We start from the raw sequence: 15,778 nt of genomic DNA, 5'->3' as shown, positions 1-15,778 counted from the left end.
TGGTACAAAATTTAATGTATCGGCGTATCCCGAAGACAATTCAATACAAACTGTATTAACAGAGGGGCGGGTAGAGATTCTACAATCAGATGCAGGTTTTTTTGATGAAAGTGTTGTGTTGAAACCAGGACAGCTCGCTATTTGGAGTAAAAGTTATGACAGGGCAAAGGTGTATAATGTTGATACCGATTATTATACAATGTGGAAGGAGGGATTACTGAGCTTTTTCGATACAGACCTGAATCGAATTGTTAAAAAGCTGGAGCGTTATTACAATATCCGGTTTGAATATTCCGATCCATTAGACGGTACAATTAAAATTTCCGGAAAACTTGATGTTGCAACCGATCAACAGGAAGTGTTTGATTATCTGGAAAGTTTAACAGGATTAGCCTTTGTGAAAATTAACGAGTGGAAATACATCATAAAATAAAAATAAACCGGAAAATGGTGGCACATTTCCCGGTTTTAAATACCATTTAAGTAACAGTATTTATTAATCTAAAGTTGAACAAATTTATGAAAAAAAATTGGTTGAGCGATTCCCTCGATCCGGGATTGCTACAAAAAATGAGTAAAGTTATGCGAATCGTTTTTATCCTGATTTTTGGTTTTTCAATGGCAGTAAGTGCAGAGAGTTACGCACAAAAAACAAGAATGGATATTGATATGAAAAATTCAACTATCCGAGATGTTATTGAATATGTGGAAAATAACAGCAAGTTTGTTTTCTTATACAAGAACCAGGATTTGGATGTAAGCAAACGTGTAAATCTAAAATTGGAAAATGCTTCAATAGACGAGATTCTTGATGCTATTTTCGAAGATGAAGACATTCAGTACGAAGTTTATGATCGTCAGATTGTTGTGAAAAAGGCTGAACATACAACATTAGCTGTTGATCAGAATACACGAAAAATTACAGGTGTGGTTATCGATATTGAAGGAGAGCCAATTCCAGGCGTAACTGTGATGGTAACCGGAACAGCTATTGGTACCGTAACCGATATAGAAGGTAAGTTTACCTTGGATATTCCTGAAGCCGCTGAAGCACTGCATGTTTCGTTTGTGGGAATGAAAACTCAGGAAGTTGCCATTGCCGGAAAAACCACTTTCACTGTTATTATGGAAAGCTCCATAGAAGGAATTGATGAAGTTGTAGTTGTTGGTTATGGAACACAGAAAAAGGTAAATCTAACCGCTGCCGTTTCTCAAGTCGATTCAGAAGTTTTTAAAGACAGACCTACTGCAAATGCATATAGATCTTTACAGGGTACTGTTCCTGGATTAATAATATCGAACTCATCCTCTGGAGGTGAGCCCGGGGCTGCTTCGGAGATTAATATCCGGGGTTTTATTACAAGTGGAGGTACAGGAAGTCTTAGTAATGCCGAACCCCTGGTACTTATCGATGGAGTAGAAATGAATTTAAATGATATTGATCCGGAAGATATTGAGTCTGTTTCTGTACTTAAGGATGCGGCTGCCGCTTCTATTTATGGATCTCAAGCTGCTGCTGGTGCTGTTATTGTTACTACCAAAAGCAATAAAAATGCAGATGGAAATATTCAGGTAAATTTAAGTAGCAGTTTTTCTTTAACGCAACCTTCAATTTGGCCGGAAAGTGCCAGCCCTATTGATTTCGCCTATACCATAAACGATGCTCGTACAAACAATAACCAAAAGGTTTATTACGACGAGACAGACTTGGCAAACATCCTGGCAAATATGGCAGAACCGGGAAGTGCTCCATCAATTGTTTCCAACTCTTCAGGTAACGGTTGGGATTACGGTACCATTGGTATTGAAGGTACCGGAGCTACCAACTGGGACGAAATAATTATGAAAGATTGGGCCACAAGAACAAAAAATAACTTGAGTGTTTCTGGTGGAACTAAGAAATTAAACTTCTATTTATCGGTTGGCGCATACGACGAAAATGGATTACTGGCGGTTGGTGACGAATCTTTCCAAAGGTATAACCTTGATGCAAAAATTTCCAGCCAGGTAAATCATTGGTTAACCATAGAGTTGTTTACAAAATTCAGAAAAAGTTATACCGACTTTCCTACAGAAGCAAATAACAATAGTACGTTCTGGAATAAATCGAGGGTATTGGATTTAATTACCAAAATTAAACCTACTTTGCCTCAGTACGACCCAATTTATGGCGAAGAATTATTAGGACATACCTACTATCCATTCTGGGACACTCAGCGTGTAAAAACAAAAAATGATCAAACGGTTATTTTACCTCGAATCATTATTGAACCAATAAAAGATCTTAAATTCAATGCGCACCTAAATTACAAACGAGACAATAATTTCCAGGAGATTTCTATTCTGGCAAGTCAGCAGATTGTTCCAAATGGACTCACTGATAAAATATCCCAGGCGGCTACTTCTTACGATCCAACAGTTGTTATTAATGAATATTTCTCGCCGAACATTTTTACAACTTACGACAAGTCTCTAAATGATCATAATTTTCATGCCACAGTTGGTTTTCAGAGCGAGTTGAATAAATATTATGCATTGGGTGCTTCAACCGACTACCTGATTAGCAATAATATTATTTCTTTGAATGCATCATTAGACGATGATCAAACCGTAAGTGAAGCGATATCACATTGGTCAACGATGGGACTTTTTAGTAGGTTTAGGTATAATTATAAAGAAAAGTATTTATTGGAGTTTAGTTACCGTAGAGATGGTTCGTCAAGGTTTGAACCAGATAACCGTTGGGCCGGATTCCCCAGTTTCTCTGCAGGTTATAATATTGCAAAAGAGAACTTTTGGCCGGTTAACGAGATTAATACCTTTAAACTACGTGGTTCGTATGGTACACTGGGTAATCAAAATGTGGCTAACTATCTTTACCTTTCTACCATTTCGTTAAATACAAATGGAACATCTTATTTGTTTGATGGCCAGCGATTAACATTTTCTCAAACACCTAGTATTTCAAGTGCAAACTTAACTTGGGAAAAGGTGAAAACCACCGATATAGGATTTGATATTGGTGCTTTTGATAATAAACTGGATGTGGCATTCTCGTGGTACAGAACTGATATTGAAGGTATGGCTGCACAGGGAGCCGACCTGCCAGCTCAGTTAGGAACCAATGCACCACTAACCAATATTGGTACTTCAAGAGTTCAGGGTTGGGAGATCGAAGCATCGTGGAGAAAAAGAGTGAATCGGAATTTCAGCTATAACATCAGGGCCGTATTGTCCGATTACAAAAGAAGTATTGTAGAATATCCAAATGAATCAAAAGCCTTAACAAGTTATTTTGAAGGTCAAAACTTAGGTGATATTTGGGGATTCGAAACCGAAGGTTTATTCCAAACTAATGAAGAAGCCACATTGGTAACTTCAGAGGTTGATTATTCATTTATTACAGGTTGGGCACGCGTTGCCGGCGATATCAGATATAAAGATTTGAATGACGACGGTGCTATTGACCGGGGAAATTACGTTTATGGCGACACTGGTGATTATACAGTAATTGGTAACTCAACGCCACGCTACCAGTTCTCTCTTAACCTGGGAATGAACTACAAAAACTTCGATTTTAGCATGTTAGTACAAGGTGTGGGTAAAAGAGATTTGGCTTTTGGTAGCCAACAGCGATTCAGAGGTCCTGCTAATGGACCGTTCCACGCTTTTGTTTGGGAAGGTCATTTAGATTACTTCAGACCTGAAGATACCACAAGTCCGTTAGGTGCGAATACCGATGGGTATTTCCCTACACCATACTTAAATGGTGGTGGTAGAAACAATAAGAACTATAGTTACAATACAGATCATCTATTGCAGGATGCTTCTTATGTACGATTAAAAAGCTTACAGGTTGGTTACACCTTGCCAAGCAGTTTAACACGCAAAATTAGATTAGATAAAGTAAGAATTTATGCCACTGGAGAAAACTTGCTGACCTTTACCGATTTAATGTTTTTCGATCCTGAAACAAATACATCAGGTCTGACAGGTAGTGCTCAGTCATATCCATTGTCAAGAATAATTTCTACAGGGATAAATGTTTCATTCTAACTAAAAAATTAAAATAATTATGAAAAATATAATTAAATTATTTATTCTAAGCGCAATTCTGTCTTTCTCATCATGCGACGAGTATTTAGAGAGAACACCTTTAGATGAAGTTTCTGAGGCTACTTTTTATAGTACTCCATCAGACTTGCAAGCTGCAGTTAGTGGCTTCTACAACGATTTGCCAGGCTGGGCAGCATTATCCATCGGGTTTAATATTTTACCCGATATGTATTCGGATATGGGAACTGCTCAGGAACCCAGTAACCGGTTAAGCGGTTTAAGTTATGAAGTGCCAACGTCAGCTTCAAATAGTGTTTGGAGTTGGGATGAGGTTCGCGAGGCCAACTGGTATCTGGCTCATGTTGACCAGGCCGTTGGCGATGAAATACTTATAAATCAGTACATTGGTGAAGGTTACTTTTTTAGAGCTTATTATTACTTTGAGTTATTAACCAGGTATGGCGACCTGCCTATTTTCCCAGAGTATTTTGACAATTCCAACGAGGAATATATTTATGCTGCACGAGCTCCGAGAAATGAAGTAGTTGAATTTATGCTTTCTGATCTTGACATGGCAATCTCGTTAATGCAGTCGTATCCCGACATCTCAGGTCATCCACGAATTAATAAAGAGGTGGCTCAGATGTTTAAGGCAAGGATCGCTTTATACGAAGGCACATGGGAAAGGTATCATGCCGGAACTGAATTTGGAGTGAGCGGCTCTGATGGATCGGCTTTCCTGCAAATTGCAGCCGATGCTGCTGAAGACCTAATCGACGCTGGCGTATTCTCTTTATTTGGCGACTATAAGGCTTTGTTTAATCAAATGAGTTATAGCAACAATAGCGAGGTAATGCTTTGGAGAGATTACAACTCAATTGACTTGAGTATTGCCAATGTATTGCAACAACAATGGCCAAACAGATGCGGATATACCAAATTTGCAATCGACAGTTATTTATGTACTGATGGAGATCCGATTTCTGTTAGTCCGCTTTACGAGGGAAATAAAGATTTATCGACTATTGAAAATAATCGTGATCCGCGACTGGCAGCATTAATTATGGTTCCGGGCGATTTGGAAGAAATAAAAGCTGATGGTTCTGAAGTTTATTGGGAGTACCCGGATTTTAATGCAACCAATACCAGCTTAACCGGATATGAGTCAGAGAAATTCAGAAACGTTCATTACGATGAGAAATACGGTGATTTTACAGAGGACTCGCCACGAATTATTTTTAGATATGCCGAAGCTTTATTGATCTATGCTGAGGCTAAAGCAGAACTGGGATCAATTTCTCAAAGTGATCTGGATAAGTCTGTAAACCTATTGCGCGAACGTGTAGGTATGCCGCACATCACTTTAGGGGCAATTACAGCCGATCCTGATTGGCCGGACTACGGCTACACCTTATCAGATATTTTATATGAAATACGAAGGGAGCGCTCTGTTGAATTAATGGCTGAAGGATTTAGAGCTGATGATTTGTACAGATGGAGAGCCCACTCATTATTTGATGGCGATCAGCCCAGAGGTGCGTATTTGGAAGATGGAATTGTTAATACAACCTTGGATATAGCCAATGCTAATGTAGACGCTGATGGTTTTCTTCTACCATTTGCGAGCACTGGTAATTATAATTTCGACGAATCTAAAGCATATTTACAGCCTTTACCTTTAGATGAATTGCAGTTAAACGAAAACCTCGAACAAAATCCAGGTTGGTAAAAAATATAACCTTTCGCATAGGTTTAGTTTAGTTTGTTAGTTAAACTAGGGGGAGCTTGTCTCCCCTTTTTTCCAAAAAAGAAACAGAACCCAAGAAGGTCGGGTTAAATAAATAATATAATGATTATTACCTTTTTAAAAAGCAAAATACTCCTATGGTTGTGTTGCTTTTTTATCTTTTTTACAGCCTGTAAAGTGGCTGATAAAAAGCAAGTAAAACAACCCAATATCTTATTTCTGTTCACCGATGACCAACGTTACGGAACAATTGGCGAATTGCATCACGATCCGGTGCAAACACCCAACATCGATCGCCTGGTAAAAAGTGGTGTTACATTTACCAACTCTTATATCTTAGGCGCACCACACGGAGCAGTATGTTCGCCGAGCCGCGCTATGCTTATGACCGGTCGTCATTATTTTAATCTGCCCGCCAACGTTTATGCCCAATGGACAGTTCCCGTTAGCGAACGCGGAAAATGCGATTTTATAACCTTTCCGGAGCATTTTAAAAACAATGGCTACCAAACTTTTGCCACCGGAAAACAACACAATGGTACGCCATGGCTTGAGCGTGGATTTGACCACTGTAAATCGGTGTACCTTGGTGGAATGACCAAACATTTCGGTACACTGGTGAAAGATTTTGAACCAGCTTCAGGTTGGTCGGAACCTTACTCTGACAAAGAAAAATTTTCGAGTGAGGTATTTGCAGATGCAGCTATTGGATTTATGCAGCACCGAAGCACCGATAAGCCATTCTTAATGTATGTGGCTTTTACTGCTCCACACGATCCGCGTACCGCTCCCGAAGAATTTCATAATATGTATGCACCGGAAAAAATGCCTGTGCCGGAAAACTTTAAACCCGGTCATCCTTTTCCCATCGCCGATATGCACATTCGCGACGAAAAACTGGCAGCATTTCCAAGGACAGAAAACGAAATTAAAAAGCATATTTCTGATTATTACGCCATGATTACTGCCACTGATGTTCAAATTGGAAGAATACTGGACGAATTGAAAAAATCAGGCGAAGCAGAAAACACCATCATTATATTTTCTGGCGATAATGGACTGGCAGTTGGACAACATGGCCTACTTGGCAAGCAAAATTTATACGAACACAGTATTAAAGTGCCACTTATTTTTTGTGGACCTGGTATTCCTGAAAATCAAAAACGGAACACGCTGGTGTACCTGCACGATGTTTTCCCAACTTTATGTGGACTTACCAATCTGGAAATTCCTGAATCAATTCAAAGCAAGGATATCAGTCCGGTTATTAAAAATAAAAAAGAAACTGTTCGCGAAACCTTGCACTTTGCCTACAATGCCTGGCCCGGCGATGTAAAACGCGAAAAAGAAGGTCAGCCTTCTGATAGGGGGGCTAACCGCGCTATTCGTAAAGGCGACTGGAAATTAATAATCAGCAGCAAGGAAGGGGTGGAAACTCAACAGCTCTTTAACCTGAAAGAAGATCAGTGGGAGTTAAACAATTTGGCGAATGAAAAAGAGTACGCTGAAATAAAAGAAGAACTGATAGCAGAACTTAAAAAATTGATTTCAGAAACAGGAGATCCGGCAAAATTACACAAAGATGAATTTGGTTTATATGACGAATAATTAAAACATGAACCGGAAGAATAGAGCTCTGCGCTTCGTGCTTCCATCTTTTTACTTTAAAAATGAACCCAACTAAAAAAAAATCAGTATTACACAGAATATGTTTTTATTTTCTGCCGGTATTAATGTTGCTGGTTACCGAAAAAATAAAAGCACAAGACAATCAGGAACTTACGTGGGATGAACTTGCAGGTAACTATGAATGCCCCGGGTGGTTCCGCGATGCCAAATTTGGTATCTGGTTCCACTGGGGGCCTCAGGCAGTTCCCGAGCAGGGAGGTGGCTGGTATGCCCGTCATATGTACATGAAAGATGTAGGCCGTCAGAAATTTGGTAAAATGGCCCGACCATACCACGAACAAACTTACGGACACCCCTCTGAATTTGGATTTAAAGATGTAATTAACACCTGGAAAGCCGAAAATTTTAACGCCGAAGCATTAGTGAAATTCTCAAAAGAAAACGGTGCAAAATATATTGTCGCTTTGGCCAATCATCACGATCATTTCGACCTTTGGAATTCAACCTATCATGAATGGAACTCGGTGAACGTTGGCCCGAAAAAAGACATCATTCGTGAGTTTGCAGCAGCAACACGTAATGCCAAACTTAAGTTCGGAGTCACCAGTCACGACGACCGTTTTCTGAATTGGTGGCTACCGGCCTTTGGAGCCGATGAAACCGGAGAAAAAGCCGGTGTACCCTACGATGGACGCTTGACAAAGGAAGATGGAAAAGGCCTTTGGTGGGAAGGACTCGACCCGGCCGATTTATATGGCCCCGCACCTGAAGACCGAACACCCGAAGTAATTAACGCTATTAAACAAAACTGGGAAAAGCGCCATAAACAATTGGTTGACGATTATAAACCAGATTTATTATACAACGATGGCCTTAATTTTTCGTATGGGCAGCACGGCAAAGAGGTGGTGCGGCGCTTGTATAACAATAGTCTGAAAGAGAATGGGAAAATTGATGCCGTAATGCTTCTTAAAAGATTGGAGCCCGGAACGGTAAATGAAGTGGAGTCGGGAGGAAGTAATACTTTGCGTGAATATCCCTGGCAATCGGAAATTACTTTTACCGATTGGTTCTACAAAAAAGACCGCCATTTAACACACAATGCCACTACTATTCTGGAAATGTTAATTGATGCGGTGAGTAAAAACGGAAACTTGTTGCTAAGTATGGAATTAAATCCGGATGGCAGCATACCTTCGGAAATTAAAGAGGAAGTTCTAAAAGTTGGCGACTGGCTAAAAATTAACGGAGAAGCCATTTACGGAACACGCCCCTGGAAAGTATTTGGCGATGGGAAAGGTGTGCGTGGCGAATCAGTAGAAACCGTGGTTGGCGAACTTCGAAATGCCACAGAAAATCAGAAAAAGGGTGAGCATTTTAACCAGCGTACAACGGCCACACCGGCATTTGCCCACGACGAAGTGCGCTACACCACAAAAGGCACAGATTTTTACATTATAGTAATGAATCCTGCAGGCGGCAAATTTGCCATCCCTTCGCTTGGAAAAAATAGTGATGTTAATCCTAGCGAATTAATTGCCCTTACCCAATTGTACGATGGCCGGGAAATTACCTTCACACAAAACTTTGCAAGTTTGGTAGTTAATATACCTGCTGTAAACGGGAAAAGCTACCCTGTTGTACTAAAAGCAAAGTTTAAAGACGTGCAGTTTTAATCAGGAAAATCAAGATAAAATGTTGCTACAAAAATCATATTTTCGAAAGATTGTTGGACTTCTCTGTCTGGCTACAATTATTTTTTCAGGCAGAGCACAGGAAACTAAACTTCCTTACCAAGACGAGTGCCTGAGTATTGATGAGCGTGTTAACGACCTCATTTCGCGAATGACTTTAAAGGAAAAGGTTTCGCAAATGATGAATAAAGCACCGGGGATTCCGCGTTTAGATGTTCCTGAATACGAATGGTGGAACGAATGTTTACATGGTGTGGCCCGTGCCGGCGAAGCAACGGTTTTTCCACAGGCCATTGGTTTGGCGGCTACCTGGGATCCACAGCTCATTTACGAGTCGGCAGTGGTTATTTCAGACGAAGCCCGTGCAAAACACCACGAAGCACAACGCAATAATTCCTATAAAAGATACGAAGGTTTAACTTACTGGACTCCCAACGTAAATATTTTTCGCGATCCGCGCTGGGGCCGTGGACAGGAAACTTACGGAGAAGACCCGTACCTGACTGCCCGCATGGGAGTTGCTTTTGTAAAAGGGCTTCAGGGCGACGATCCGGAATATTTAAAACTGGTAGCCACGCCAAAACACTTTGCCGTACATAGTGGCCCCGAGCCGGAAAGACATTTTTTTGATGCTGCCGTTAACGAACGCGATTTCTACGACACCTATCTGCCGGCTTTCGAAGCCTGTATAAAAGAGGCCAATGCCTACTCGGTTATGGGTGCCTACAATCGTACCAACGGTGTACCTTGTTGCGCCAGCCCGTATTTACTTACCAAAATTCTACGCAACGACTGGGGGTTTGAGGGGTACGTGGTTTCCGATTGTAACGCCATTCGCGATGTGCACGATTATCACAATTTTACCGATTCGGAAGAAGAGGCTGCGGCGGTGTCAGTTCTGGCAGGGTGCGATTTAAATTGCGGTTACCGCTATGCCTATCTTGAAGGGGCTGTTGAGCAGGGATTTATTACCGAAGATGAAATTGATGTATCATTAAAAAGGCTTTTTGTAGCGCGTTTTAAACTGGGGATGTTTGATTCGCCCGAAAATGTGCCTTATGCCAAAATCCCTATGAGCGTGGTAAGCTCAGAAAAACACCGAAAACTGGCGCTTGAAACGGCACGGAAATCAATGGTTTTGTTGAAAAACGAAAACGAAACATTGCCATTGAAAAAAGATATTAAATCGATTGCTGTTATTGGTCCAAATGCCAATAACCTGGAAGTTTTGCTGGGCAACTACAACGGTTTTCCGGCAAAATACAGCACTCCGCTTGAAGGTATAAAAAGTAAGGTTTCAAAAGACACAAAAGTATATTTCGAAACAGGGTGCGAATTAATTGATACAGCATCTTCTGCATCGCTTATTCCGGCTGGATTTTTGAGTTTTAACGGAAAGCAGGGATTACAAGCCAGCTATTTTAATAACCACGATTTTTCGGGGAATGCTCTTGAAACGCGTGTTGAAAAAGGCGTTAACACCAATTGGAATGCTAATCCGGTTAAAGGATTAAACCTGAGAGAATTTGCAGTTCAATATGACGGTACAATTAAAGTAGCTGTTTCGGGAGAATATGAATTGGGTGTGCATGCCAGCGGTGGTTTTCAATTCTCGGTAGATGGTAAAGTAGTAATTGACAATTTTGAAGCGCCCAAACGCAGGTTGTTACTCCAAAGCGTGTACCTTGAAAAAGGAAAAGAATACGCTATCCATATTGAATACAAGCACAAAGGCGTTCCTTCTAAATTAAAGCTGATGTGGAAAACACCGGGTAAATCATCTTACGAAAAAGCTATTGAAATTGCCGATAAATCGGATGTGGTTGTTTTTGTAGGTGGCATTTCACCCGGAGTTGAAGGCGAGCAAATGCGCGTTGATTGGGACGGCTTTGATGGTGGCGACAAAACAAATATTCAACTGCCAACCGTGCAGAAAGAATTAATTAAAAAACTGCACGCTACTGGAAAACCCGTGATTTTGGTTCTGTTAAATGGTAGTGCATTGGCTATAAACTGGGAAAATGAAAACCTGCCAGCTATTCTGGAAGCCTGGTATCCCGGCGAATTGGGCGGAACCGCTATTGCCGATATTCTTTTGGGCGATTACAATCCTTCGGGGCGCTTGCCGGTAACCTTTTACAAATCAGAAAAAGACTTGCCTCAGTTTGTTAATTATGCCATGAAAGGCAGAACTTATCGCTATTTTAAGGGCGAAGCCTTGTATCCTTTTGGTTATGGCTTAAGCTTTACAAATTTCGAGTATAAAAATATTACCTTGTCGAAAGAGAAGATGGCAGCAAATGATTCATTGCAGGTTACTGTTGAAGTAAGCAACAATGGTAATTATAAAGGCGATGAAGTTGTTCAGCTTTATATTAGTGATGTTGAAAGTGATGAAGTTCGTCCGTTAAAAAGCTTAAGGGGAATTAAACGAATCTCACTTGAACCCGGAAAATCAACAATGGTTACTTTTTCCGTGAAATCAGAAGACCTCGCGTTTTTTGATATTCAGCATGATAAAAAAGTAGTGGAGCCGGGTGTGTTCGAAATAGGAGTAGGGCCTTCTTCGGCTAAATTGAATAAGCAAAGTTTTGAAATTAAATAATACAAAGGGAAATAAAATGTTAGCAAAGTTAAAATCGTTTGTATTGGCGTTTGTTGCTGTTTCTGCCTTTACGGGGTGCAAAACCGAAAAAAGTGAGGCACAAAAGCAACCCAATATATTGTACATTATGGCCGACGATCACACCGGGCAGGCATGGGGAATTTACGGCGGAATTTTAAAAGACTATGTTTATGCGCCAAATATTAGTCGCCTGGCTGAGGAAGGTTGTGTGTTGGATAACTGTTTGGTGTCGAACTCCATTTGTACGCCAAGCCGTGGTACTATTTTAACCGGACAATACAGCCATATTAACGGAATTAAAACATTGAGTGGTTCGTTGTATCCCGAGCAAAATAACATTGCTAAAGTTTTAAAAGAAGCAGGTTATCAAACCTCGGTAATTGGAAAATGGCACCTGAAAAAAGAGCCAACCGGATTCGATTATTATTGTGTTCTTCCCGGGCAGGGGCGTTATTGGGATCCAATTCTAAAAACCAAAGAAAACTGGGAAGATGCACATGAAGGAGGAACAGCTTATGAAGGATTTAGTACCGATGTAATTACCGATAAAACTATTGAGTGGCTCGAAGGTATTGATAAAAACAAACCATTTATGGCGATGTGTCATTTTAAGGCAACACACGAGCCCTGGGATTATCCCGAGCGTTTCAGCCATTTGTATCGCGATCAGGAGATTCCAATTCCAGGTTCGTTTTACGATCAGGGAGCTGACGATACCGGCCGTTCATTTAAAGGCCAATCGGTTGATAACCTGAAAAAACGTTACCTGCAAGCCTCAGCTAATCCCGACGATACTCCTGGTTTCATGAAGTATCCTGAATTACCTTTTTCGGTTGATGGATTAACAAACAACGACGCACGTTACAAAACCTACCAAAAATATGTGAAAGATTTTATGCGGTGTGGTGCCGCTATCGACGATAATATTGGAAAGCTATTGAATTATCTGGATGAAAACGGTTTGGCAGAAAACACTATTGTTATTTATACCGCTGACCAGGGCTACTACCTTGGTGAACATGGTTGGTTCGATAAACGGATGATTAACGAAGAATCGGTACATATGCCATTTGTAATTCGTTATCCCAAAGAAATTCCTGCCGGCACACGAAACGACGATATTATTGAAAATGTGGATTTCTCAGCTTTGTTTGCCGATTATGCAGGAGTTGATTATCCGGGAGCAATGCAAGGGCATAGCTTTCGCGAAAACCTGAAAGGAAACACGCCCGACGATTGGCGCAAATATGGTTATTATCGTTACTGGGAACACCAAACCATTCGTCCGGGGCACTTCGGAATTCGCGGCGAACGGTACAAACTGGCTTTCTTCTACGGAAATGGTTTTAAAAGCAACAAGTACGAAGAGGGCGAAGAAACAGGACGTTACTGGGACTTTTATGATTTGGAAAAAGATCCGAACGAATTACACAATGCCTACAACGATCCGGAATATCAGGAAATAATTGCAGCAATGAAGCTGGAGATATTGAACCAACGGGAATTGCTTGGCGACACCGATGCCGATAATCCGGAGATTTTGGAGATAATTACCGAACACTGGAACGACTAAAAAAATTCACGCAGGTAACGCAAATAATCGCAGATGTATTTTTAATTCATCAGCCGCGTAAATTTGCTAAATCAGCGTATAAAAGTTTTAAAAATGAACAAATTTAAAAGCATATCATTTTGGGGCATGATATTATCGCTGGCAGTCGCATTTGCCTTCACCCAGAAAACTCACAATTCTAACGTCACTCAGAGCGAAGTCCAAAGGCCCAACATTATTTTAATCGTGGCCGATGATTTAGGTTATGCAGATTTATCGTGCTATGGCAGTAAAACCATAAATACACCCAACCTCGATAAACTGGCAGCTGAAGGGATCCGGTTTACCGATTTCCACTCCAACGGCCCGGTATGCAGCCCCACGCGGGCAGCCCTGCTCACCGGAAAATACCAGCAACGCGTAGGTATTGATGGTGTTGTTACAGCCAAGCATGATCGTCATAAAGGATTGGCTCCCAATGAAAAAACATTTGCCGAAACCTTTAAAGAAGCGGGTTACGTTACAGGAATGTTTGGGAAATGGCACGTTGGCTACGAAACAAAATTTAATCCCATCAACCAGGGATTTGATGAGTACATTGGTTTTGTTTCCGGTAACGTTGACTATCATTCGCATGTCGACCAGGAAGGATACGAAGACTGGTGGACCGGCGACAAACTTGTAAAAGAAGAAGGCTATTCAACCGACTTGATTACCAGACATTCGGTTGATTTTATCAAGCGGCACAAAGAGGAGCCTTTTTTGCTATACATCCCGCACGAAGCGCCTCACGGACCGTTTCAGGGGCGGAATTCAAAACCTCAACGAAAAGTACGGGAACAGGAAGGAGCTGATTTCATAATAAATCCTCCTGAGGAAAATAGGGCTGAGATTTATAAAGAAATGGTGGAGGTAATGGATGAAGGAATAGGTGTAGTTCTTAACACCCTGAAAGAGTTAAACCTGGATAAAAACACCTTTGTGTTTTTTTGTTCCGACAATGGAGGAACTTCACGTTGTGGAGATAACGGAAAATTAAGGGGATATAAAGCAAGTCTTTGGGAAGGTGGACATCGCGTGACTGCAATAGCCTGGTATCCCGGAGTAATTGCTCCTAATCAGATAAATGATGAAACGCTCTTAACCATGGATCTTTATCCAACTCTTGCTGAAATGATTGGGGCGGAAATCCCGCAAAATATTGATGGTGTAAGTATTAAAAATCATTTGCTGAAAGGAGAGGACATGCCCAAACGCGATTTATTTTGGGGATATGCCGGCAGAGCAGCCATGCGCAGGGGCGATTGGAAACTGATGCTTTCCAAACCTGATGCAGAACCGATGTTGTACAATTTGAAATCAGACCTCGAAGAAACCAATAATGTAGCGAATGAAAATCGGGAATTGGTTAAGGAAATGCTTGTAAAATTGAATACCTGGAAAAAAGAAGTAAAGTCAGAAAAATGAATAAAAGTAAATTAGTATTAGCAATTATCCTGGTATTATCAGCTTGGTGGTCATGTGACACAGGAGGTGAATCAACAAAGTTTCATTTGATTTATGATGAACCTGCCGATAAATGGACAGAAGCTCTGCCTATTGGCAACGGACGTTTGGGCGCCATGATTTATGGAGAAGTTCAGCAAGAACATATTCAGTTTAACGAAGAAACCCTGTGGACCGGCGAACCACACGATTATTCGCACAAGGGGGCAAGTAATTACCTCGATGAAATAAGACAATTGTTAGCGGATGGCAAACAACGCGAAGCGCAAAACCTGGCATCCGAAAAATTTATGAGCGTTCCGCTCCATCAGAAAGCGTATCAGCCTTTTGGCGATATACTTATCGATTTTCACGATCATGAGAATTTCAGTAATTATTCCCGGGCATTGGATATTGAAAAGGCAATTTCTACCGTTTCGTACCAGGTGGATGACACAAAATTTATACGCGAAGTTTTTGCCAGTCATCCCGACCAGGTAATCGTCATTCATTTAACTTCCGATAGAAAAAAGGCGCTAAATTTCGATGTGCTGATGGATGCCCTTCACGAGCAAAAAACATTGGTTGCACGCGAAAATACAATGGAATTGGAGGTAAAAGTTAAAGATGGAGCACTGTATGGAGTGGCTGTGGTTAAAGTAGAAACCAACGGAAAAGTGAATGCCGGTGACAGTAAGCTTCACATCACAGAAGCATCAGAAGCCACAATTTACCTTTCTGCCGCAACCAACTACATAAACTACAATGACGTAAGTGCGGATGCCAAAGCATTGGCAAACAACAAGCAGGAACAGGCTGGTTCGAAGAAATACACGCAAATTAAAGCGGACCATATTGCCGATTATCAACAACTTTATAATCGTTTTAAAATTGATTTTGGCGATAATGGTCAATCAGCTGTGGCCACCGATAAACGGATTGTAGAATTTGGGAATTCAGCCGAAGATCCGCAGTTGCTGGCACTCTAT

Annotated in this window: 9 protein-coding genes; all 9 read left to right on the top strand. The window is 41.0% G+C overall.

Going from position 1 to position 15,778, the window contains the following annotated elements; translation table 11 throughout:
• The coding region (locus ABZB17_RS11345) for a FecR family protein (protein WP_372650319.1) at positions 1–433 on the top strand (433 nt) is incomplete at its 5' end.
• Between the two features lie 86 nt (positions 434–519).
• On the top strand, positions 520–4,056 hold the full coding sequence (locus ABZB17_RS11340) for a TonB-dependent receptor (RefSeq protein ID WP_372650317.1): 3,537 nt from the start codon (positions 520–522) through the stop codon (positions 4,054–4,056).
• Between the two features lie 19 nt (positions 4,057–4,075).
• On the top strand, positions 4,076–5,785 hold the full coding sequence (locus ABZB17_RS11335) for a RagB/SusD family nutrient uptake outer membrane protein (protein WP_372650315.1): 1,710 nt from the start codon (positions 4,076–4,078) through the stop codon (positions 5,783–5,785).
• Positions 5,786–5,980: 195 nt separating this feature from the next.
• Positions 5,981–7,411: a sulfatase-like hydrolase/transferase gene (locus tag ABZB17_RS11330; RefSeq protein WP_372650313.1), complete on the top strand. Its 1,431-nt coding sequence runs from the start codon at positions 5,981–5,983 to the stop codon at positions 7,409–7,411.
• A 62-nt stretch (positions 7,412–7,473) separates the two neighbouring features.
• The gene (locus tag ABZB17_RS11325) at positions 7,474–9,108 is read left to right on the top strand and encodes an alpha-L-fucosidase (protein WP_372650311.1); all 1,635 of its coding nucleotides are present in this window, start codon (positions 7,474–7,476) and stop codon (positions 9,106–9,108) included.
• 19 nt (positions 9,109–9,127) lie between these two features.
• Entirely contained in the window at positions 9,128–11,731 is a 2,604-nt protein-coding gene (locus ABZB17_RS11320; protein WP_372650309.1) for a glycoside hydrolase family 3 C-terminal domain-containing protein, read from the top strand.
• 16 nt (positions 11,732–11,747) lie between these two features.
• Positions 11,748–13,325: a sulfatase gene (locus tag ABZB17_RS11315; protein WP_372650307.1), complete on the top strand. Its 1,578-nt coding sequence runs from the start codon at positions 11,748–11,750 to the stop codon at positions 13,323–13,325.
• A gap of 93 nt (positions 13,326–13,418) precedes the next feature.
• The gene (locus ABZB17_RS11310; RefSeq protein WP_372650306.1) at positions 13,419–14,771 is read left to right on the top strand and encodes a sulfatase; all 1,353 of its coding nucleotides are present in this window, start codon (positions 13,419–13,421) and stop codon (positions 14,769–14,771) included.
• Positions 14,768–15,778: glycoside hydrolase N-terminal domain-containing protein (locus ABZB17_RS11305; protein WP_372650304.1), on the top strand; the 1,011-nt coding region annotated here is incomplete at its 3' end. The genes ABZB17_RS11310 and ABZB17_RS11305, both read left to right, overlap by 4 nt.

The organism is Draconibacterium sp., from assembly GCF_041583095.1.
In the GTDB taxonomy this organism is placed as follows: Bacteria; Bacteroidota; Bacteroidia; order Bacteroidales; family Prolixibacteraceae; genus Draconibacterium.
This window is presented reverse-complemented; position numbering and strand designations above follow the sequence as displayed.